20 protein-coding genes are annotated in these 22,518 nt (G+C 72.1%); all 20 read left to right on the top strand.

Annotated features, from left to right (window positions below; translation table 11 throughout):
• Positions 1–5 precede the first annotated feature (5 nt).
• The 20 genes from O7610_RS10760 to O7610_RS10665 all read left to right on the top strand — a co-directional run bounded on the left by O7610_RS10760 (position 6) and on the right by O7610_RS10665 (position 22,500).
• On the top strand, positions 6–2,315 hold the full coding sequence (locus tag O7610_RS10760; RefSeq protein ID WP_353850345.1) for a penicillin-binding transpeptidase domain-containing protein: 2,310 nt from the start codon (positions 6–8) through the stop codon (positions 2,313–2,315).
• 55 nt (positions 2,316–2,370) lie between these two features.
• Positions 2,371–3,960 (top strand): UDP-N-acetylmuramoyl-L-alanyl-D-glutamate--2,6-diaminopimelate ligase, encoded by a 1,590-nt coding sequence (locus tag O7610_RS10755; protein WP_281550600.1) that lies wholly within the window; start codon positions 2,371–2,373, stop codon positions 3,958–3,960.
• Positions 3,957–5,402, top strand: coding sequence for a UDP-N-acetylmuramoyl-tripeptide--D-alanyl-D-alanine ligase (locus tag O7610_RS10750; protein WP_281550599.1), 1,446 nt, complete (start codon positions 3,957–3,959; stop codon positions 5,400–5,402). The genes O7610_RS10755 and O7610_RS10750 overlap by 4 nt, the downstream gene beginning before the upstream one ends.
• Complete coding sequence (gene mraY, locus O7610_RS10745) at positions 5,399–6,523, top strand: phospho-N-acetylmuramoyl-pentapeptide-transferase (protein ID WP_281550598.1); 1,125 nt, start codon at positions 5,399–5,401, stop codon at positions 6,521–6,523. Before O7610_RS10750 ends, mraY begins: the two co-directional genes overlap by 4 nt.
• Positions 6,524–6,644: 121 nt before the next feature.
• The gene (locus O7610_RS10740; protein WP_475054584.1) at positions 6,645–8,195 is read left to right on the top strand and encodes an FtsW/RodA/SpoVE family cell cycle protein; all 1,551 of its coding nucleotides are present in this window, start codon (positions 6,645–6,647) and stop codon (positions 8,193–8,195) included.
• A gap of 127 nt (positions 8,196–8,322) precedes the next feature.
• Positions 8,323–9,429: an undecaprenyldiphospho-muramoylpentapeptide beta-N-acetylglucosaminyltransferase gene (gene murG, locus O7610_RS10735; RefSeq protein WP_281550597.1), complete on the top strand. Its 1,107-nt coding sequence runs from the start codon at positions 8,323–8,325 to the stop codon at positions 9,427–9,429.
• Between the two features lie 21 nt (positions 9,430–9,450).
• Positions 9,451–10,884: a UDP-N-acetylmuramate--L-alanine ligase gene (gene murC / locus O7610_RS10730; RefSeq protein ID WP_281550596.1), complete on the top strand. Its 1,434-nt coding sequence runs from the start codon at positions 9,451–9,453 to the stop codon at positions 10,882–10,884.
• A gap of 218 nt (positions 10,885–11,102) precedes the next feature.
• Positions 11,103–11,840 carry a cell division protein FtsQ/DivIB gene (locus O7610_RS10725; RefSeq protein ID WP_348650112.1) on the top strand — a complete coding sequence of 246 codons (738 nt, stop codon included), beginning with the start codon at positions 11,103–11,105 and terminating at the stop codon, positions 11,838–11,840.
• 289 nt (positions 11,841–12,129) lie between these two features.
• A complete protein-coding gene (gene ftsZ, locus O7610_RS10720; protein WP_278170190.1) occupies positions 12,130–13,248 on the top strand; it encodes a cell division protein FtsZ in 1,119 nt (372 codons plus the stop codon).
• Entirely contained in the window at positions 13,245–13,985 is a 741-nt protein-coding gene (locus tag O7610_RS10715) for a YggS family pyridoxal phosphate-dependent enzyme (RefSeq protein ID WP_289213174.1), read from the top strand. Before ftsZ ends, O7610_RS10715 begins: the two co-directional genes overlap by 4 nt.
• Positions 13,986–14,171: 186 nt before the next feature.
• Complete coding sequence (locus O7610_RS10710) at positions 14,172–14,870, top strand: cell division protein SepF (protein ID WP_289213173.1); 699 nt, start codon at positions 14,172–14,174, stop codon at positions 14,868–14,870.
• Between the two features lie 25 nt (positions 14,871–14,895).
• Positions 14,896–15,201, top strand: coding sequence for a YggT family protein (locus O7610_RS10705; protein ID WP_123602596.1), 306 nt, complete (start codon positions 14,896–14,898; stop codon positions 15,199–15,201).
• 40 nt (positions 15,202–15,241) lie between these two features.
• A complete protein-coding gene (locus tag O7610_RS10700) occupies positions 15,242–16,048 on the top strand; it encodes a DivIVA domain-containing protein (protein WP_281550592.1) in 807 nt (268 codons plus the stop codon).
• A gap of 52 nt (positions 16,049–16,100) precedes the next feature.
• Complete coding sequence (locus O7610_RS10695) at positions 16,101–16,673, top strand: hypothetical protein (RefSeq protein ID WP_289213172.1); 573 nt, start codon at positions 16,101–16,103, stop codon at positions 16,671–16,673.
• Positions 16,674–16,691: 18 nt separating this feature from the next.
• Positions 16,692–17,051, top strand: coding sequence for a DUF167 domain-containing protein (locus O7610_RS10690; protein WP_281550590.1), 360 nt, complete (start codon positions 16,692–16,694; stop codon positions 17,049–17,051).
• Positions 17,052–17,471: 420 nt separating this feature from the next.
• Positions 17,472–17,891, top strand: coding sequence for a TraR/DksA family transcriptional regulator (locus O7610_RS10685; RefSeq protein WP_281555627.1), 420 nt, complete (start codon positions 17,472–17,474; stop codon positions 17,889–17,891).
• Positions 17,892–17,947: 56 nt separating this feature from the next.
• Positions 17,948–18,571 (top strand): signal peptidase II, encoded by a 624-nt coding sequence (gene lspA, locus O7610_RS10680; protein WP_475054119.1) that lies wholly within the window; start codon positions 17,948–17,950, stop codon positions 18,569–18,571.
• Complete coding sequence (locus O7610_RS10675) at positions 18,568–19,509, top strand: RluA family pseudouridine synthase (protein WP_281550588.1); 942 nt, start codon at positions 18,568–18,570, stop codon at positions 19,507–19,509. Before lspA ends, O7610_RS10675 begins: the two co-directional genes overlap by 4 nt.
• Positions 19,510–19,568: 59 nt before the next feature.
• Positions 19,569–20,825, top strand: a complete 1,257-nt coding sequence (locus O7610_RS10670; protein WP_281550587.1) for a hypothetical protein — start codon at positions 19,569–19,571, stop codon at positions 20,823–20,825.
• Positions 20,826–21,015: 190 nt separating this feature from the next.
• Positions 21,016–22,500 (top strand): AAA family ATPase, encoded by a 1,485-nt coding sequence (locus O7610_RS10665; RefSeq protein ID WP_281555626.1) that lies wholly within the window; start codon positions 21,016–21,018, stop codon positions 22,498–22,500.
• Positions 22,501–22,518 lie beyond the last annotated feature (18 nt).

The following is a 22,518-nucleotide window of genomic DNA, read 5'->3' as shown; positions in this document are numbered from 1 at the left end:
GCCGGGTGGCTGACCGTTCCGATCCGCCGCGCCGGGATCCACGTGGATCCCGGCGCGGCGGCGTCGGTGAACCCGGCCCGATCGGCGGGATCGCCGACGCCCGTGCCTACACCCCCCGGGGTCGGACGGTGCGCGAGACAGCCGAGCAACGCCGTACCGGCCGCGCCGAACGCAGCCGGGATCCGTTCCGGCCCGCGCTGCAGGTGCTCGACGGGGGTCGGGCCACCAGCGGTCGGCCGCCGGACCGGACCGGCCCGGCGGACCCCGGCGACCCGGGCACCGGACCGGGTACCGGACCACGTCGCGACCCTGACCGCCGGACCACGCCGCGCCGCGACGTCGACCCGGACCGGAGGGCACGGCGCGGCGCCGACCCGGACCGGGCAGCGCGGCGCGGAGCCGACCCGGACCGGGCAGCGCGGCGCGGAGCCGACTCCGACCGCCGCCGGTCAACCACCGGCCGTGCCGGGTCGGCCGGCAGGTCCCGGCAGGCGTCGTCCGGCTCCGCCCGGCGTGCCCCGGGCCCGGCCCGACAGGGCACCCGGGGCCGCCCACGGCGGCCCGCCACCCTGCCCCGGCTGGCCGATCCCCGGCGCCGGCTGCGGCTGGGCACCTTTCTCACCCTGACCATGTTCGTGGTGATCGGGATCCGGCTGATCGTGCTGCAGGTCGTCGACGCCCCGGCGTACGCCGACGGCGGCGTCTGGGACCGGGTCGGCTCGCCGGTCGTCGTGCCCGCCCCCCGGGGCAGCATCTACGACCGCACCGGCGCGGTGCTGGCGCACAGCGTCGCCGCCCGGTTCGTCTACTCCGACCCGGGTCTGGTCGAGGATCCGCAGGCGACGGCGGAGGCGCTGTCACCGCTGCTCGGCATCCCCCGCTCCACGCTGCTGGACCGGCTGGTGCCGCAGACCCGCGAGGACGGGCAGGAGTCGCGGTTCGAGTTCCTGGCCCGTGGGGTGGACGTCGAACTCGCCGACCAGGTGATGGACCTTGAGCTGGCAGGTATCGGGGTGGACTACGACGAACGGCGCGAGGTGCCCGGCAACGACCTGGCCGCGAACCTGCTCGGCTTCGTCGGCCTGGACATGAACGGGCTGGAAGGCCTCGAGGCGCGCTACGACGAGGTGCTGCGCGGGGTGAACGGGCAGCGGATCGCCGAGCAGGGCAACCGTGACCTGCGATTGGCCGAGATTCCCGGCGGCTACCGGCAGGAGACCGAGCCGCAGCCCGGCAGTTCGCTGGTGCTCACCATCGACCGGGACCTGCAGTACGAGGTGCAACGCATCCTCAGCGCGACGCTGGAGCAGTGCACCGTCAGCGTGGCCGCCGCGGTGGTACTGGACCCGCATACCGGGGAGGTGCTCGCCCAGGCCAGCGAGCCCACCTACAACGCCGCCGACGCGTGGTCCAGCGACCCGTCCGACCGGCAGGACATCGCCACCACCTTCACCGCCGAACCCGGCTCGGTGCACAAGCCGCTGGTGCTCGCCGCTGCCCTGGAGGAAGGGCTGATCGGGCCCGACACCACACTCGACCTCGGGCCGACGATCCGCAAGGGCGACACCACCTTCCGGGACACTCGCCCGATCGAGGCGGGTGTCGCGACCAGCCTGGCCGGCATGCTGGCCTACTCGTCGAACGTCGGCACGATCAAGATCGCCGACCAGCTCGGGCCGGAGCGGCTGCACGCGTACCAGCAGGCGTTCGGTCTGGGTAGCCCGACCGGGGTCGGACTGCCCGGCGAGGCCAGCGGCCGGGTGCTGCCGCTGGACGAGTGGAGCGCCTCGTCGTACGGGTCGGTGCCGCTCGGACACAGCGTCGACGCCACCCCGCTGCAGATGGCCGCCGCGTACGCGGCGATCGCCAACGACGGCGTCTACGTACCGCCCCGACTGGTCCGGGAGATCGTCGACGAGCACGGACAGCGCACCCCGACCGAGGCGCCGACCGCCCGCCGGGTGCTCGGCGCCGACAACGCCGCCGCGCTGCGAGCGATCATGGAAGGTGTCACCACAATCCCCGGTGCCACCGGCACCGCGGCGGCGGTCCCCGGCTACCGGGTGGCCGGCAAGACCGGCACCGGTCGGCGGATCGTCAACGGCTCCGTCGCGCCCGGCGAGGTGACGTCGTTCATCGGCATGGCGCCGGCCGACGACCCGCGCTACGTGATCGCCGTGGTGTCGCACACCCCCGGTGGTGGCTGCGGGGACGTCGCCGCCCCGGCGTTTCGCGACATGATGCGCTTCACTCTGCTGCACTACCGGGTCCCGCCGAGCGGCACCGAGCCACCCGAGTTCGTGGTGCACCCGTGACTGTCCGTGCCCCGGCGACGTGCGGGACTCACCCGTACGGACGAAACGCTGCGCGATGCGGAGCGACCGGTACGCCGCTGCGCGGCCCCGGACCGCGGACCGGGTAGGGTCTAGCGCCGTGCCCGGCAATCCACGACCCCGCACCAATCGTCCGATTCCGTTCGCGGAGCTCGCCGCGTCGCTGGCGGTGCCGCCACCGACCGCCGCAGCCCCGCTGATCAGCGGAATCACCCACGCCAGCGGCGATGTCCGGCCCGGTGACCTGTACGCCGCGCTGCCCGGAGCCCGCCGGCACGGCGCCGAGTTCGTCGCCGACGCCGGTGCCCGCGGCGCGGTGGCCGTGCTCACCGATCCGGCCGGCGCCCCGGCGGCTGCCGAAGCCGGGCTACCCGCCCTGGTGGTTCCCGAGCCGAGGGCCGTGCTGGGCCGGGTTGCAGCGGTGGTCTACGGCGAGCCGACTCGGGACCTGGCCATGGTCGGGTTGACCGGTACCGCCGGCAAGACCTCCACCGCGTACCTGGTCGAGTCGGGGCTGCGGGCCGCCGGCCAGTCGACCGGGCTGATCGGCACGGTCGAGACCCGCCTCGGCGACCTGATCGTGCCCAGCGTACGGACCACGCCCGAGGCGACCGACCTGCACGCGATGCTGGCCGTGGCCCGTGAGCATGGCGTAGCCAGCGTGGTCATGGAGGTGTCGAGCCACGCGTTGGCGCTGGACCGGGTCGGTGGCGTGCGGTTCGCGGTCGGCGGTTACACCAACTTCGGGTCGGACCACCTCGACTTCCACGCCGACGCCGCCGACTACTTCGCCGCCAAGGCCCGGCTCTTCGACGGCCGCTGCGCGGTCGAGGTGCTCAACCACGACGACCCGGCCCTGGAGCCGCTGCGTCGTCCGCACACGGTCACCTATTCGGCCGCCGGGGACGCCGCCGCCACCTGGCGGGCCGCGGCGGTCAGCGACGACGGCTACCGGCAACACTTCATCGCCCTGGGCCCGGACGGGATCTGCCTCGAGGCCGCCGTCGGACTGCCGGGGCGGCACAACGTGGCGAACGCGCTGCTGGCCATCGCGACCCTGGTCGCGCTCGGCGTCGACCCGGCAACGGCCGTCGCTGCAGTGGCCGACTGTCCCGGCGTACCGGGCCGGCTGGAACAGGTCGCCGCTCCTGGGCCGGTGCTCGGCGTGGTGGACTACGCGCACAAACCGGACGCTATCGTCGCCGTGCTGACCGCGCTGCGCGGCCTGGCCGACTCGCGGCGGGGCCGGCTGATCTGCGTGATCGGGGCCGGTGGCGACCGGGACCGGGGCAAACGTCCGACGATGGGCGCCGCCGCCGCCCGCGGTGCCGATCTGGTGATCGTCACCGACGACAACCCGCGGACCGAGGATCCGGCGGCGATCCGGGCCGAGGTACGCCACGGGGCCGACGGCGTCGCCGGTGCCGAGGTGGTGGAGGTCGCCGGCCGGCGGGCGGCGATCGACGAGGCGGTCCGGCTGGCCGGGCCCACCGACGTGGTCGCGCTGCTCGGCAAGGGCCACGAGCAGGGACAGGAGATCGACGGCGACGTGCAGCCGTTCGACGACCGGGTGGAGCTCGCGGCGTCGCTGACCGCCCGGTTCCCGGCACTGGTGAGGCAGGCATGATCACGATGACGCTGGCCGAGGTGGCCGAGGCGGTCGGTGGGCGGCTGCGGGACGCCGACCCGGCCAGCCGGGTCACCGGCGGGGTGGAGTTCGACTCCCGCAAGATCGGGCCCGGCGGGTTGTTCGTCGCCTTCGCCGGCGAGCGGGTCGACGGGCACGACTTCGCCGGCGCGGCGCTCGCCGCCGGAGCCGTCGCGGTGCTCGGCACCCGCCCGGTCGCCACCGCCGGCGGTGCCGCCCCGGTGCCGATGGTGCTCGTCGACGACCCGCTCGACGCGATGGCCCGGTTGGCCCGGACGGTCCTGGACCGGCTGCCCCAGCTGACCGTGATCGGCCTGACCGGATCGTCCGGTAAAACCACGACCAAGGACCTGATCGCGCAGCTTGCCGCCGGGCTCGGCCCGACGGTGGCGCCGGCCGGCTCGTTCAACAACGAGCTCGGTCAGCCGTACACCGTGCTGCAGGCCGACGTCGAGACCCGGTTTCTGGTGCTGGAGATGGGTGCCCGGGGAATCGGCCACATTCGGCATCTGTGCGAGATCGCGCCGCCCCGGATCGGTGTGGTGATCAATGTCGGGGTCGCGCACATCGGGGAGTTCGGTTCGGTCGACGCCATCGCCACCGCCAAGGGCGAACTGGTCGAGGCGTTGCCGGCCGACGGCGTCGCGGTGCTCAACGCCGACGACCCCCGGGTGCGGCGGATGGCTGACCGCACCGCTGGGCGGGTGGTGCTGGCCGGGGAGGATCCCGCGGCGACGGTGCGTGCCGAGAAGGTCGCAGTGGACGCCCGGGGACGTGCCGCGTACCAGCTGGTCACCCCGGCCGGGTCGGCGCCGGTACGGCTCGCGGTCAGCGGCCGGCATCAGGTCGGTAACAGCCTGCTCGCCGCGGCCGTGGCGATCGAGCTGGGGCTGACCGACCCGGCGGAGCTGGCGGCCGGGCTAGGCCGGCTCCGGCTGGTCTCGACCCGTCGGATGGACGTGATCGACCGGACGGACGGGATCACCGTGATCGACGATTCCTACAACGCCAACCCCGCCTCCGCAGCGGCGGCGTTGCGGGCGTTGGTCGATCTCGGCTCGGGGCGACGGACCTTCGCGGTGCTTGGTTACATGGCCGAGCTCGGCGAGTACGAGGAGCAGGGGCACGCCGAGGTCGGCAGGTTGGCCGCCGAGCTCGGCGTGCACCGGGTGCTGGTGGTGGGTGAACAGGCCGCGCCGATCCGGCAGGCGGCGGCGGCGGTTGCGACGTGGGAAGGGGAGTCGGTGCTGGTCACCGATCAACAGGCGGCGATCGACCTGCTCCGGCGGGAGCTCACCGACGGGGACGTGGTGCTGGTGAAGGGCTCGCGGTACCGCACCTGGGAGGTCGCCGACGCGCTGCGCGACGGATCGGCCGCCGAGGGTACGCCGGTCACCGGGGCAGGGGAGGCGACGGCGTGAGAGCGGTCATCGTCGCGGCGGCCGTGGCCTTCCTGGTGTCGCTGTTCGGCACCCCGGTGGCGATCAAGGTCTTCACGCGGCTCAAGGCCGGCCAGCCGATCCGGGCCGAGGGCCCGGTCATGCACCAGGGCAAGAAGGGCACGCCGACGATGGGCGGCGTGGTCTTCATCGTGGCGACGGTGATCGCGTATGTCGCCGGTCACCTCGCCCTGACCACCCTGCCGGCCCAGCAGATCGCCCAGGTCGGACCGACCATCACCGCGCTCGTCCTGCTCGGCCTGCTGGTCTTCTCCGGGGCGGTCGGCTTCGTCGACGACTTCCTCAAGGTCCGCAAGCGCAACAGCGCCGGGCTGAACAAACGGGGCAAGCTACTCGGTCAGATCCTGGTCGGCGCGGTGTTCGGGGTGATCGCGCTGTACTTCCCGAGCACGATGGTGGACTCCACCGGCGACGCGACCAACACCGAGACGGTCGGCAGCACCACGCTGTCGTTCATCCGCGACATCGACGCCCTCGACGTCGGTAAGGCCGCGTCGGTGGTCATCTTCATCCTGGTGGTGATGGCCACGACCAACGGCGTCAACCTGACCGACGGTCTGGACGGTCTGGCCACCGGCGCGTCGGTGATGGTGCTCGCCACCTACGCGTTGATCGCCTTCTGGCAGTACCGGCACTGGTGCGCCGACCCGAACTACACGGCCGAGTACTGCTACCAGGTGCGCGACCCGTTGGAAATCGCGCTGATCGCTGGGGCGGCCGCCGGGGCATGTGTCGGTTTCCTCTGGTGGAACACCTCGCCGGCGCGGATCTTCATGGGCGACACCGGCGCGCTCGGGCTGGGCGGGCTGATCGCCGGGATGGCGATGGCCACCCGGACCATGCTGCTGCTGCTGATCATCGGTGGGCTCTTCGTCATCATCACCATGTCGGTGGTGATCCAGATCATCTCGTTCCGCACCACCGGCAAACGGGTGTTCCGGATGTCGCCTCTGCAGCACCACTTCGAACTGGCCGGGTGGAGCGAGGTCAACATCGTCGTCCGTTTCTGGATCATCGCCGGGATCGGCGTGGCGATCGGTCTCGGCCTGTTCTACAGCGAGTTTCTCGCGGTGATGGGCTAGCCCGGACCAGCCCGCGCCCGCTGCGGCGACCGGCCCGACACGCCGGTGTGGTGTCGATGCCCGGCCGCCGGGGGCGGCAGCGCTGATGATGGACCGATGGCGACGACAGGTGGCGGCCCGGATGGGCGCTGACCCGGGCCGGCCCGTCACGGATCGGCCTGTCACTGCCGCGGACCGGCCTGCCCCGGATCGCCCGGCTCCGGGGCAGCCTGTCCCAGATCGGCACGGCCCCACCGCCCGGCTGGATCCGATCGGCGGACTGGCCGCGTTGCGTGGTCTGCTGGCCCGGCCGCTCGCCTCGTACTATCTGCTGATCTTCAGCAGCGGGCTGCTGCTGATGATCGGCCTGACCATGGTCTTCTCCGCGACCAGCATCAAGGCGTACATCGACGACGGCAGCGCGTTCAGCGTGCTGAGCCGACAGGCGACCTTCGCGGTGATCGGCCTGGTCGCGTTCTGGATCTGTCAGCGGCTGCCGGCGGCGACGTTCCGTGCCCTGGGCATCGTGGTGCTCGGCGTGGCGGTCGCCCTGCTGTTGCTGCTCAACGGGCTGCTGCTGGTGTCCACGCTGGCGGGCTGGCAGGCCGCCCGGGTCGGTCCGGTCGAGGCGGAGCTGCTCTGGCTCTACTTCGGTTCCTTTCAGCTGCAACCCTCCGAGCTGGCCAAGCTCGGCCTGGTGCTGTGGGGCGCCGACGTCATCGCCCGCAAAGGTGCCGAGCTGGGCCACTGGCGGGAGCTGGCAATTCCGCTGTTCCCCGCCGTCGGCCTGCTGTTCCTCCTGGTCGGCTACAACGACCTGGGCACCATGCTGTGCATCCTGGCCCTGGTCGTCGGGCTGCTCTGGGCAGCCGGCGTACCGCTGCGGATCTTCGCCACGTTGGGCGCGGTCGGTCTGGTCGGCATCGGCCTGCTGATCGCCGCCGCCTGGCAGGGCGCCGGTTCCGGCGCCCAGGACGCGGACAACTACCGGTTGGCCCGGCTGACGTCGTTCTTCACCCCTCCGGACCAGTGCGTCGACGACTGTTACCAGGCGTTGCAGGCGAGGTACGCGATCGCCAACGGGGGATGGTTCGGTGAAGGGCTCGGCTCCAGCCGGTTGAAGTGGGGCTACCTGCCGCAGGCCGAGGACGACTTCATCTTCGCCATCGTCGCCGAGGAACTCGGGGTGGTCGGCTGCGTCGTGGTGCTGGCCCTGTTCGCGGTCCTCGCGTACACCGCGTTGCGGATCGCCCGTCGGGTGGCCGACCCGTTCCGGCGACTCGCCGCCGCAGCGGCGGCCAGCTGGCTGATCAGCCAGGCGGTGATCAACATTTCCGGGGTGATCGGGCTGCTGCCGATCACCGGTATTCCGCTGCCGTTCATCTCCGCCGGTGGCAGTGCGCTGGTGGTGACGCTCGCCGCGATCGGCATGCTGGCGTCGTTCGCCCGGGCCGAGCCCGACGCCGCCCGGGCGCTCAACGCCCGTCCGCCGGCCCGCTGGGTGCGACTGGTCTGGGCCCCGCTGCCGCCGATGCCCCGCCCGCGCCACCCGGCCAAGCCGCGGATGACCGGCGTCGGACCGAAACCGGCCGGCTCCGGGCAGCCGGGCGGTCGCGGTGCGTCGGGGTCGGGGTCAGGCGGCCAGGGCGGGTCAACGCCGCCCCGTGTACCGAGGCGACGGGACGGGCGTTAACGTACCCCCGCGAAGCGCGCATCCGGGCCGACGGGCCCCGTACGCAACCGCCCGGCGTGCCGCGTACGCCGTCGGCGGTCCGCCGGGCCCGCCGCGCGGCCACCGAGTCGAGCGAGAGGAGATGCTGATGGGTCCGCTGCGATCGGTGGTGCTGGCAGGTGGGGGGACCGGTGGGCACATCTACCCGTTGTTGGCGTTCGCCGACTGTCTGCGCCGGCACGACCCGAGCGTGCAGATCACCTGTCTCGGTACCCCGAAAGGGCTAGAAAACGAGCTGATTCCGCCGAAAGGGTACGATCTGCGGTTGATCCCCGCACATCAGCTGCCCCGGTCGGTCAACATGGACCTTGTGCGTACGCCAGACCGGATGTTCAAGGCCGCCCGCGCCGCCGGCAAGGTCATCGACGAGGTGCGGGCCGACGTGGTGGTGGGCTTCGGCGGGTACGTGTCCGTACCGGCCTACCTGGCGGCGTGGCGTCGCGAGATGCCGATCGTGGTGCACGAGGTGAACGTGCCGCCGGGCGTGGCCAACCGGATGGGCATGAAGTTCACCAAGCACGTCGCGGTGGGCTTCCCACACCAGCCGGTCCAGGCCGAGTCGCTGCGCGACGCCCGGGTGGTCGGGGTGCCGCTGCGCCGGTCCATCACCGGGCTGGACCGGGTGGCCGCCCGGGAGGCCGCCCGAGCGCACTTCGGGCTGCGCCCGGATCTGCCGACGGTCTTCGTCTCCGGTGGCTCCCAGGGCGCCCGGTCGATCAACCTGGCGGTCTCCGGGGCGGCCAAGGAACTGGCCCGGGCCGGCGTCCAGGTGCTGCACGCGATCGGTGCCCGCAACGAGGCGGTCTCGGTGCCGAGTGATCTGCCGGTGCCGTACGTGACCCTGCCGTACCTGTCGGAGATGGAGCTCGGGTACGCCGCAGCCGACCTGATGGTCTGCCGGGGGGGCGCGATGACCTGCGCCGAGGTCGCCGCGATCGGATTGCCCGCGGTCTACGTTCCCTATCCGCACAGTAACCAGGAGCAGAAGCGCAACGCGCTGCCGGTGGTCGAGGCCGGCGGTGGTCTGCTCGTCGACGACGCCGAACTGACCCCGGCCTGGGTGGAGCAGGTCGTGGTCCCGTTGGCCCGCGACCCGCAGCGGCTGGCTGCGATGGGCTCGGCAGCGGCCGGGTACGGTCGCCGCGACGGCGACGAGGCGCTGCTCGACTTCGTCTACGAGGCGGTGTCCCGATGACCCGCACGGGAAGGTGACCACGTGAACATCACCGAGTTCGCCCCCACCGGCACGCTCACCGCCGAGGAGCTGGGGACCGTACACCTGATCGGTATCGGCGGGGTCGGGATGAGCGGCCTGGCCCGCCTGCTGCTGACCCGGGGGATCCCGGTGACCGGCAGCGAGCTGCGGGACTGGCCGTCGCTGGCGGTGCTGCGGGCACTCGGCGGCACCATCCACATGAGCCATGAGGAGGCCAACCTCGACGGGGTGGACACGGTGGTCTACTCCACCGCCATCCCGGCCGACCACGTGGAGCTGGCCGCCGCCCGTCGGCGTGGGCTGCGGGTGCTGCACCGGTCGGAGGCCCTGGCGGCGGCGATGACCGGTCGGCGGACCATCGCGGTCGCCGGCACCCACGGCAAGACCACGACCACCTCGATGGTGACCCTGACCCTGCAACGGGCCGGCGAGGACCCGTCGTTCGTCATCGGTGGCGAGATCTCCGAGGTCGGTTCGAACGCCCACCACGGTACGGGCGAGTACTTCGTCGTCGAGGCCGACGAGAGTGACCGTTCGTTCCTGCTCTACCGCCCGTTCGTGTCGATCATCACCAACATCGACGCCGACCACCTGAACACGTACGGTGACCTGGCCGGGCTCGCCGCTGGTTTCGCCGAGTTCGCCGGGCTGACCGATCCGGACGGGTTCGTGGTGACCTGCGCGGACAACCCCGGAACCCGGCAGTTGACCGAGGCGCTGCGCGACGAGGGCCGGACCGTCCACACCTACGGCGAGTCCGCCGACGCCGATCTTCGGCTGACCGAGATCACGTCGTCCGCGGCCGGGGTCCGCTACCTGGCCACCCTGGACGGCGCGCCGCTCGGTGAGATCGCCCTGCCGGTACCCGGCCGGCATCTCGGGCTCAACAGCGCCGCCTCGGTGCTCACCGCGCTGCGCCTCGGGCTGCCGTTGAGTGACGCGGTCGCCGCGCTGGGCGCGTTCCCCGGGGTTCGTCGCCGGTTCGAACGCAAGGGCTCGGCCGGCGGCGTCACCGTCTACGACGAGTACGCCTACCATCCGACGTCGATGACCGCGGCGCTGCACACCATGCGGGAGGTCGCCGGTGCCGGTCGGCTGGTGGTGGTGTTCCAGCCCTACCGGGTCTACCGCACCCGGGACCTGCAGGCCGAGTTGGCCGCCGCCCTGGCGATCGCCGACGAGGTGATCGTGATGGAGGTGTTCGGGCCGGGTGAGCTGCGGGAGCCGGGTGAGGGCGGGGTGGCGCTGACGGCGGACGTCCCGTTGCCGGACGATCGTAAGGTGTTCGTACCGTCCTGGGAGGATGTCCCACCGGAGGTGGTCCGCCGCTGCCGGCCGGGTGACCTGGTGGTCACGATGGGCGCTCCACCGATCTCGTTGCTGGGTGACGAACTGCTGTCCGCGCTCGCCGGTCCGGCGGCCGACGCCGGATGACCCCGGCTGGTCGCTCGCCGCGGCCCGGCTCGGGTCGGACCGGTTCCAGCCGCTCCGGCACCGGTCGGGTGGGTTCCGGTCGGGTGGGCGATGTCCGGCCGGCAGGTCGGACCGGTCGTGCCGGGGTGCCCGCCGCCCGGTCCGGGCCGGCGGGAGCGGACACCGGGCACACCCGGCGCCAGCCGGGCGGCGCGGACGGGTCCACCGGCCGCTGGCGGCTGGTCCGGGCGAGCCGGGAGGCGGTGCCGCCGTCGGTCCGGCGGTTCATGCGCCGGGCCCGGCGACGACGGCTGCGGGCCGCGCTGCCCTGGGCGGTGGCCGGCTGCCTGGCGGCCCTGGCCGCGGTCGGCTGGTGGGTGGTCTCGGCGACCTCGGTGTTCGGCGTGGACCAGGTCCGGGTCGCGGGGGCGGCGCTGGTGACCGAGTCGGAGGTACGGCAGGCCGCGCAGATTCCACAGGGGACCCCACTGGCCCGGGTGGATCTGGCCGCGGTGGCCGGCCGGGTCTCCGGCCTGGCCGCGGTGGAGCGGGCGGTGGCGAGCCGGGACTGGCCGGGTACGGTGGTGATCACCGTGGTGGAGCGGGTGCCGGCCGCCGTGGTGCCCCAGGACGACGCGTTCGTGGTGGTCGACGGGGCCGGGGTGGCCTTCCGGACACTGGCCACGCGCCCGGACGACCTGGCGGTCGTCCGGCTGGAGACGGCCGAGTTCGACCAGGCGCTGGTCCGCGACGCGGTCGTGGTGCTCGACTCGCTGACCGCCCAGCTGCGCGAGGTACTGGAGGAGATGGTGGTCAGTGGCCCGGCCGGGATCGAGCTGCGGCTCGCCGACGACCGGGTGGTGATCTGGGGTGACGCCACGGAGAACGCGGTCAAGGCCCGGGTCGCCGACGCGTTGCTGGTCCAGGACGGCAGCGTGATCGACGTCAGTGCCCCGGATGTGGTGACCATCCGCTGATCCGGCATGTCGTCTGGGTGATTTCAGGACGGCTCGGTGTAGAAGGTACATTACGGTCTGCCGAGACTGGCTCGGCCCGGCGCGGCCCGCGACACGCCCAGCATGGTCCTTGGATCACGCGGTACGTGCGCATACGTTGCCCGGAGAGGTTCAGTGGTTGACATAACCCTAAGCCTCTAGTAGAGGGTGAGGGTTCGTCCCGCTCTCGTGTACCGACGGGTCTGTCCTCCGTGGTCCCAGTGGGCCGGGTCAGGCCGGCGCCCGCCACTCTCGAAGGGAAGGCACCCCGATGACACCTCCGCACAACTACCTGGCGGTCATCAAGGTCGTCGGCATCGGCGGAGGCGGAGTCAACGCCGTCAACCGGATGATCGAGGTTGGCCTCAAGGGCGTCGAGTTCATCGCGATCAACACCGACGCCCAGGCGTTGCTGATGAGCGACGCCGACGTCAAGCTCGACGTCGGCCGGGAGCTGACCCGGGGGCTCGGTGCCGGGGCGAACCCGGACGTCGGCAAGAACGCCGCCGAGGACCACCGCGACGAGATCGAGGAGGTGCTCAAGGGCGCCGACATGGTCTTCGTCACCTGCGGTGAGGGCGGCGGTACCGGCACCGGCGGGGCGCCGGTGGTGGCCAACATCGCCCGCAAGCTCGGCGCTCTGACGATCGGTGTGGTCACCCGGCCGTTCTCCTTCGAGGGCAAGCGACGCCAGGTGCAGGCCGAGGCCGGCATCGAGGAGCTGCGTAACCAGTGCGACACGCTGATCGTCATCCCGAACGATCGGCTGCTGGCCCTCGGTGACCGGGGGATCAGCATGATGGACGCCTTCCGGCAGGCCGACCAGGTGCTGCTCTCCGGTGTCCAGGGCATCACCGACCTGATCACCACGCCCGGCCTGATCAACCTGGACTTCGCCGACGTCAAGAGCGTGATGAGCGGGGCCGGCAGCGCGCTGATGGGGATCGGCAGTGCCCGGGGCGAGAACCGGGCGGTCGAGGCGGCCGAGGCGGCGATCTCCAGCCCACTGCTGGAGCAGAGCATGGACGGTGCCCGGGGGGTGCTGCTCTCCATCGCCGGTGGCTCCGATCTCGGCCTATTCGAGATCAACGACGCGGCGCAACTGGTCACCGACGCGGCGCACGCCGACGCCAACATCATCTTCGGGGCGGTTATCGACGACGCGTTGGGCGACGAGGTGCGGGTCACCGTCATCGCGGCCGGCTTCGACGGTGGGGCTCCCGCGTACAAGCCGGCCGAGGGTCCGCGTAAGGTCCCGGCGGCACCGGTGTCGCCGGCCGCGCCGACCAGCCCGGCTGTCGCCCCGGCGCCTCAGACGCCGACCCAGCAGACCCGCCGGGTGCTCTTCGACGACGTCGACGTCCCGGACTTTCTCAAGAACGGCTCATGACGGTCGACACCGAACGACGACGTGCGGAACTGGCCGACCGGCTGACCGCCGTACGGTCCCGGCTTGCCGCCGCCACGGCGGCGGCGGGTCGGTCGGCGGACAGCGTCACGCTGATCGCGGTGACCAAGACCTATCCAGCCGCCGACGTGCGGCTGCTGGCCGAGCTCGGGGTCACCGACGTCGGCGAGAACCGGGACCAGGAGGCGGCGGCCAAGGTCGCCGAGCTGGCTGCGGGTCCGTCCGGTGGGCCGGGACTGCGCTGGCACTTCGTCGGCCAGTTGCAGCGCAACAAGTGCCGGTCGGTGGTGGGCTACGCGGACCTGGTGCACTCGGTGGACCGGGTGCCCCTGGCCCGAGCCCTGGCCGCCGCCGCCAGTGGGCGTGGCCGGGCGCTCGACGTGCTGGTCCAGGTCAGTCTGGACGGCGTGACGGGGCGTGGTGGCGCGGTGCCGGACTCGGCGGATGCGGTGACCGGCTTCTGGCCGGTGGTCGAGTGCATCCTGGGCAAGTCCGATCTGCGACTCGCCGGGGTGATGGCAGTGGCTCCGCTCGACCAGTCGCCGGAGCCGGCGTTTGCCCGGCTGGCGGAGGTGTCTGCCCAGCTCAGAGCCGCCGCGCCGGAGGCCTGGATGGTCTCTGCCGGGATGAGCGCCGACCTGGAGGCGGCGGTGGACGCCGGCGCGACACATGTCCGTGTCGGAAGTGCGTTGCTCGGAAAGCGCCCAACGCTACGGTAGCCTGGCGGCGGATACCAAACTACATCAGTGTTGTTTGAGCCGGACTCCCCGTCGTCGGGGGTCGACGTCCGTGACCGCGCACCGGTCATGGCGGGGAGCCGGCTCGGACCGGTGGGCACTGCAGTGTTCACGCGCGACAGTGGCACGGCGGGGGCGCGTGCCGCACGGCGGACGGAGGGGCGCGGCATGGGTGCACTGCGCAAAGCGGGGGTTTGGCTAGGCCTGGTCGAGGAGGACGACGACCAGGGCTACGACGACGGCTACGACAAGGGTGGCTACCGAGAGTCGCGCTATCGTGACAGTAGGTATGCTGACGAGTTCGCTGACGACGAGGAGCCGGACGACCCGCCACCACGCGCGCGGCCACCGGTGGAGCGGCTGCGGCCGTCGGAGCGGCTGCAGGCCCGGGCCGCCGAGCGGGAGCACCGGGCCGCTGAGCGGGAGCACCGGGGTCCGGATCCGGACCGGGGCGAGCGCGCCAGTGTGCGATCGATCACCCGGGCCGGTGCCGAGGCTGCGTCGGCCAGCTACCCGACCAGGGACAACCTGGCTCTTGCGCCGCAGCCTGCGGTGCGGGAGCGGATGGTCGTCGCCGAGGAGGAGCAGCGGTACCAGATCACCACGCTGCACCCGACCACCTACCGGGAGGCCCGGACGATCGGGGAGCACTTCCGCGACGGCACGCCGGTGATCATCAACCTCACCGAGATGGATGAGGCAGACGCCCGCCGTCTGGTTGATTTCGCTGCCGGTCTGGCGTTCGGTCTGCGCGGTACGATCGAACGCGTCACCAACCGGGTGTTTCTGCTCTCACCGGCCAACGTCCAGGTCACCGCGGAGGACAAGGCCAAGATAGCCGAGGGTGGATTTTTCAGCCTGGGCTAGCCCTGACCTGAGGATCTCGCCTGCCGTGTTGTCGATCTTGTTCCAAGTCCTGTATCTGCTGTTGTATGTCTTTCTGCTCACCCTGTTGGCGAGGTTTGTCCTGAGCGCGGTGCTTCAGTACGGTCGACGCTGGCAACCCGGTCGGGGTGCCGCAGCCGGATTGGAATCGGTGTGGAGCGTCACTGATCCCCCCCTTAAGGCGTTGAGGCGGGTGATCCCACCACTGCGAATTGGTACCGTGAGCTTCGACCTGGCCTCCCTTGTGCTCCTGGTTATCCTGTTCGTGCTGATCACGTTCGTGGTGGAGCCGCTGATCAGGGCAACCAACTGACCGGCGCGCTACGCGGCCGCAACTGACCCGAGGAGTTTCGATGCCGCTAACCCCGGCCGACGTCCACAACGTCGCCTTCAAAAAGCCTCCGATCGGCAAGCGGGGGTACGACGAGGAGGAGGTCGACGCCTTCCTGGACGAGGTCGAGCGTGAGCTCGCCCGTCTGATCGAGGAGAACAACGAGCTACGCGCCCAGGTGGAGCGCGGCGGCCGTGGCGGGCCGGCGGGCCCGGGCGCCGACCCGCGTCTCGCGGCGGAGCTCAACGACATGAAGGCCCAGCTCGACCGCGTACAGCGGGACAAGGCCGCCGCCGAGCAGGCCGCCCGTGCCATGCAGGCCGAGCTGGAGCAGGTCAGGTCGGCCGGTGGCCCGGCCGTCGGTGGCGGCGGCGACGGCGAGCAGCAGGCGCTGCGGGTGCTGATGATGGCCCAGCGGACGGCGGACGACCACGTCTCCGACGCCCGCCGGGAAGCGGACAAGCTGCTTACCGACGCCCGCACCAAGGCCGAGGAGGTCACCCGCGAGGCGCGGGCCAAGGCCGACGCGCTGGAGCGGGACGCGCGACAGCGCCACCAGGAGGCGATGGGTGGCCTGGACGCCAAGCGCACCGCGCTGCAGAAGCACATCGAGGAGCTCAAGCAGTTCGAGCGGGAGTACCGCACCCGGCTCAAGGCGTACCTGGAGAGCCAGCTGCGCGACCTGGACGGTCGCGGGCAGGGCCTCGAGGCCGAGATGGGGCGGGTCGAGGGCGGTCGCTCCGCTTCGGGCGGTGGTGGTCTGGCGACCGCCGGCCTGGCCAGCTCCTACGGCGGTGGCCGGTCCGGTGCGCTGGAGGCCGGCCGCTGAGGCCGAGCCTCTCGCGGGGGGTACGTCAGCAACGATGCGGCGGGGGTGAGCCGTGATAGTGGCAAGTCTGGTGCTCATCCTCGTCGCCGTCACCCTGCTTGTGCTCGGCCTGGCGAGCGGGTCCAGCCTGCTGCTGGTCGGCTCGATCGTCGCCAGTCTGCTCGCGGCGGTTGCTCTCGTGGTCGGTGCCAGGCAGGCCGCTGCGGCCCGAGCAGGGGGCGGACGCGTCGGCTCGGTCGACCCGGAGCCGCTGTCCCGTCCGGAGTTCGGCGTTGACCCCGATCCGGTACAGGGGGCCGGTCAATGGTCATCCGCCGCGCCGGTCGGTCGGCAGCCGACCGATCCGGCCGATGACCATCTCGGCGGCGGGGCGGCCGACGACGACCCGCCCGACGAGCCAGCGGTCGAGGAGACGGGTGAGACCGATCACGCCCGGCTCGCCGGGCTCGATGCCGAAGTGATCGTGGTCGACGGACGGCCTCGTTACCACCTGGCGAGCTGCCTGTATCTGGTGGCCAGGGACGGTGAGCCGCTGCCGGTGCGCGAGGCCCTGGAGCTCGGATTCACGCCTTGTGGGCTCTGCCAGCCGAACCGGACCCTGCTGGCCGAGTCCGGCCGCGTCTGAACAGGCGGCGTTCGGTTCATGTCCCGTTCGAGCAGCCGCCGGCCCACCCGGCCGGCCGCCGGTGCCGGCGGGCGTCCGGAGACCGACCTGGTGGTCGCCGTCCGGGTCAAGCCCGGCGCCTCCCGGGCCCGGATCGGTGGTTGCCACCCCGGCTCACAGGGACCAGCGCTGGTCGTCGCGGTCACTGCCCCGGCGGTGGACGGTCGTGCGACGGAGGCGGCCCGGCATGCGCTCGCGGCTGCGCTCGAGGTGCCTACCCGGCGGATCACGCTACGGGCGGGTGCCGCCAGTCGGGACAAGCTGTTCAAGGTGGACACCGTGACCGCCGACGAGGCTGAGGTGCTGGACGCTCGGCTGCGACGTCTGCGGGACGGCTGAAGACGTCTGCGGGACGGATGAAACGGCCGAGCGCCGACACCTCGACCACGTCGCGCGCTTCCTCGATGAGGCCCGGCGAATGTCCTTCTTGGGTGATATGCCGGCCTGTGCCCCGCCACCGTCCCCTGCCGCTCAAGCTGGCCAGTCAAATCGGTGCATCACCGGACGAAAGCTGTGCCATTGTTGTCGGATGTCTTCACGTTCCGTATCCTTGCGAATCTCCGGAGTGTGCAACGGACCCGTTGTACGCCCGTTTTGTGCTTTGGGGGCAGCATGGCCGAGCTGACGGAAGCGAGGCGCCGGACGGGTCGGGTGACCCCGTCCACGACGCCGCGCCGCGTACCGTCCGGCCTGCCGACGCCGGAGGATCCCGTACAGGCACTGCCGATCGCCGCGGGTGACGCGGCCGAGGGAGCGACGATGGCGAAGCCAGCCGACACGAAGACCGCCGCCCGCGGACGAGTGGCCCGGGCACCGCGCAGCGCGGCCGAGACCACCAAGATCCAGATTGCCCTGCAGGCCCGTCGGGACGAGTTGCGAGCCGAGTATGATCAGACGCTGAGCGAGATCACCGAGCTGCAGCGGGAACGGCTGACCGACTCGGCCGGCGACGACCAGGCCGACACCGGCACCAAGACGTTCGAGCGGGAGCAGGAGATTTCCCTCGCCAGGAGCATCCTGGACCGCATCAACCAGGTGGAGCGGGCGCTGGAGCGGCTGGACGAGGGCAACTACGGCTGGTGTGAGCGGTGCGGCACGGACATTCCGGTCGAGCGGCTCGCCGCCTTCCCCTCGGCCACCCTCTGCGTGTCCTGCAAGCAGATCGAGGAGCGGCGCTAGCCGGGCGGTGACGGGCCCGACGTGGGCGAGCCGCTCCACTGAGAAGGGAGAGGCGTCTGTCCGCCGACAGCGATCCGCGCCCGGACGTTCCGAACGCCGGTGGCGACGCCCCGCCAGCACCTGGGGGCGATGGCACGCCCGTCACCGGCTCGCCGGTGACGGGCACCGGCCGACGTGCGCTGTGGGTCTTCGCCCTGGTCGCGGCGGCGGCACTGCTCGTCGACCTCGGCGCGAAACAGTGGGCGATCAGCGCCCTCACCGACCGGGAACCGGTCCGCCTGCTGGGTGGTGCCCTCTACCTGACGCTGATCCGCAACAGTGGTGCGGCGTTCAGCCTCGGATCCGACTACACCTGGATATTCCCGCTGGTCACCGTGGCGGTCGTCGGCTGGATCGGCTGGTTGACCAGAGGGCTGCGGTCGCTGCCCTGGGCGGTGGCGCTCGGGCTGATCCTCGGTGGGGCGCTCGGCAACTTCCTGGACCGGATGTTCCGCGCCCCCGGACCCCTCCTCGGCCACGTGGTGGACATGTTCAGCGTCTTCCACCCGTACGGCCAGGTCTTCCCGATCTTCAATGTGGCCGACAGCGCGTTGGTCGTCGGCGTACTCCTCGCCGTACTGCTGGAACTGACCGGCCGACAGCGCGACGGCCGCCGGCTGTCCGGAAAGGTGGACCGTTGACCACACCTGCCCGCCATGGGGAGCGACGGTCGCTGCCGGTGCCCGATGGGCTCGACGGCACCCGGCTCGATCAGGCTGTCTCCCGGCTGTTCGGACTGTCCCGCACCGCGGCCGCCGCGCTGGTGGAGTCCGGCGACGCCGAGGTGGACGGGGTCACCCGGCACAAGTCCGACCGGGTGAGTGCCGGCGCCTGGCTGGAGGTGGTCCTGCCGGCGCCCGTCACGGCTCCGGTGGTGATCGCCCAACCGGTCGACGGACTGCGGGTCGAGTACGCCGACGAGGACATCGTCGTGGTGGACAAGCCGGTGGGCGTGGCGGCGCACCCGAGCCCCGGGTGGACCGGCCCGACCGTGCTGGCCGGTCTGGCGGCGGCCGGTCACACCATCGCGACCAGTGGCGCGGCCGAACGCCAGGGCATCGTGCACCGGCTCGACGTCGGCACCAGCGGCCTGATGGTGGTGGCCAAGAGCGAGCACGCGTACTCGGTGCTCAAACGCGCGTTCAAGGAACGCGAGGTGGACAAGCGCTATCACGCCGTCGTGCAGGGGCACCTCGACCCGCTGCGCGGGACCATCGACGCCCCGATCGACCGCCATCCCACCCACGACTACCGGTGGGCGGTGGTCTCGGGTGGCAAGCCGAGCGTCACCCACTACGAGACGGTCGAGGCCTTCCCTGCCGCCAGTCTGGTCGACATCCGCCTGGAGACCGGCCGTACCCACCAGATCCGGGTGCACTTCTCCGCGCTGCGGCACCCGTGCGTAGGTGACCTGACGTACGGTGCGGATCCGACACTCGCCGTCCGACTCGGACTGACCCGCCAGTGGTTGCATGCCCGTGCGCTCAGTTTCCTACACCCCCGTACGGCGGAGGAAGTTCGCTTCCACAGCGACTACCCTGACGACTTGAAGCGTGCCCTGGCCGTGCTCGGCGATTGAGAGCCGGCGAACACGCGGTCACTCAGCGTCCACCCGCCATCGGGAAAGGGGAGTCGCCCGTGCGTGCCGGCGACCTGTTGCGGCGAATCGACCGACGGCTGCTGCCGGTCCTGGCGGACGCTGCCGTCCGGCTCGCGCAGCGACCGGTCCGTCCCCAGTTGCTCGCCGGGGTGGCCGGGGTGTCGATCAGCGCGGTGCTGGTCGCCGCCGTCTGGGCGGTGGATCACGACGACGGCGCCGTTCGCGCGGTGGACGACGTCGTGCAGGTGGGAGTAGCCGAGGGTGAGTCCATACCGGACTACCTCCGGGCGGTACGCGGCGAGCTGGCCACCTTGCCGGAGGGTCCGGCACCTGCCGGGTCGACCGGCGACAACTACGCCCTGGCAACCTTCAACGGGTATCTGGCACCCGACCGGCTCGCCGCTGTCCTGTCCGGAGTGTCTGCCGTGGAGGTGTACACCCGGGTTCCGCTGGGACGGGAGAAGACCCAGGTGATCCGGATGCCGGCCTTTCAGCTGCCCGAGGACGTGCTGACCGGGATGGAACAGGTCGCCGAGCGCAAGAGCAGGCAGGCGACCGACTACCGACGCCGGGTCGCCGAACTCGGCCGGGCAGCCGATCTTGACCAGTGGCTGGCCTACGACAAGGGTGCCCGGGTGGCCACCGCCGAGGCCGCCGCCTACCGTGACCATTGCGCCTGCGTGTTCGCGGCGGTGGTGCAGGGCGTCCCGGTCGATCTGCGCAGGCTGGCCCGCCTGGCCGAGATCCGGGTCGTCGATCCGGCGCCCGAGGTCCGCCGCCTGGACCGGGCGGTGTTCCTGCCTCCGCTACCTGAGTACGACGAGGTGGTGCCGGTCGGCGACGCCGCGCTCACCAGCAGCGGGTTGCCGTTCGATGTTCCGGCCGCCGAGCCGGGCGGTGCGGCCGACACCAAGGTCGGCGGCGGCCCGACCAGTGTTGCTCCGGCGACCGACGGCGACCCGGACGCGGGGTCAGCTGGGCGGACCAGTTCCGCACCCGACCGTGAGTCCACCCCGGGCAGCGCCGATTCCGCCCCGGACGCCGACGACGGCGGCCGGGACGGTGTCGACACGTCGCCGGTCGGTCCGGGAAACCCGGCAGGTAGGGCTGACCCGTCGCCGGCGGGGTCGGGGCGCCCGACCCCGGCCCCGGCGGGCCGGTCGACCAACGGGCCGGGCCGTCCGGCCGCGACGGCTGGCACGCCGTCCGGCTGTACCCCGTCACCGACCGGCGCGTCGCCGGCCACCGGCGGACCGCCGGTCTGCCCGGGGCACCCCACCGGTGAATCTTGGTAGCGGGCCGGTATCGACCACCGGTGTCCCGGTTCCGTACGCTACCCCCGGTGCCGCCACGCTCCTCGTCGGGTGACGGCTGCGGTGACCGGACCGGGGGAGTCCGGTAGAGATGGCCGGTCGGGCCGAACAACGGGCCTTTGGCGGTGTGGCCTGAACAGGTCTAGCTTCGTAGCCTGTCAGGCGGGGACCGATAGCGCTGGGAGGGCGAGCCGTGGAGGGCACCGAGTCCGGCTGGGGCCGGCCTGCCGAACCAGCGCCGCGCTGGCGCGCGCTGCTCGACCGGGCACGCCTCGGTGGCCGTACCGGTGAGCAGCCTGAGGTGGCGGACCCCAACGGGGCGGCGCCCCGGTCGCGGGAGAATGGTCGCGGCACGGCCCAGGTGCCCAACGGCATCGCGCAGGTGCCGGGTCACCATCCGGAGCCGGGGCATTCCACCGGTGGCAGTTGGATGGGCGACTCCGGCCATCCGGCCGGTCCCGGTCACCCCTCGACCCTCGGCCACCCCGGCTATCCCGCCGATCCGGCTGATCATGGCTATCCGGCCGACCAGGGACCGCCGGCGCCGGCCGCCGGACGGTACGCCGCCCTGGCGCCGCCGCCGGCTCCGGCCGCCCCGGGTGGCTACCCGCCCGGCTATCCGGTGATGCCCGGCCACCCTGCGGACCGGGCCGCTCGGCCGGTGCGCCCGAGTGTGCCGCCACCATCGGAACAGGGCTTCCCGGGCGGCCCCGAGGTCGGCGGCTACCCGCCGGCCGCCGAGCCGCCGCGCCGGGGCGGACCTGGGCCGGGGCCGGGGTACCCGCCGGGCCCGGACGGCGGTGGCGGATACCCGGCACGGATCGAGTGGCGGGAGAGCCGGCCCGACGCGGAGGTCGACCGGGCCACCGGCATCCTGCGTCGCAACCTCGGCATACCGCGGGTGCTGGCGTTCGCCAATCCGAAGGGCGGGGTGCACAAGACGACGGCGACCGTGCTCGCTGCGGCGACGATCGGTAGCGTCCGTGGCCGTGGGGTGCTCGCCTGGGACGACAACGAACTGCGCGGCACGCTCGGACTGCGGGCCGGCAGCGCCCGTCATGCCCGGACCATCCGCCATCTGATCTCCGATCTGGTGGAGATCGAGGGCTCGCACGGCTACGAGCTGACCGACCGGCTCGACGACTACCTCCGGCACGCCTCCGACGGCTCGTACGACGTACTCGCCGGTGAGGAGAGCCCTCGGTTCGCGCAGCGGCTCGACCCGCACACCGTCCGGCGGGTGCTGGAGCTGCTCCGCCGGACCCACGACGTGATCTGTGTGGACACCGGCAACAACGTGGAGAGCGCCAACTGGCAGACCGTCCTGCAGGCCGCCGATCAGCTGGTGGTCACCTGCGTGCCCCGGGAGGACGCGGCGTTCACCGCGGACTGGATGCTGGACCTGCTGGACGATGTCGGCATGGGCGACCTGGTGCGCAACGCGGTGACCTTGCTGTCCTGCCCGAGTCCGGGGCCGATGCCGTTGCTCGACGACCTGCGCCGGCACTTCGCCACCCGGACCCGGGCGGTGGCCGTGGTGCCCTACGACCCGGCCCTGGAAACCGGGTCGTCGATCGAGTACGTGCAGTTGCAGCCGGAGACGCGGCAGGCATGGCTGCAGGCGGCCGCGATGATGCTGGAGCCGTTCGTCCGCTGAGTCCGGGCCCGTCCCGCT

This window comes from Solwaraspora sp. WMMA2065 (genome assembly GCF_030345075.1).
Lineage (GTDB): Bacteria > Actinomycetota > Actinomycetes > Mycobacteriales > Micromonosporaceae > Micromonospora_E.
Note: the sequence above shows the minus strand (reverse complement) of the source record. Positions and strands in the feature narration are given on the sequence as shown.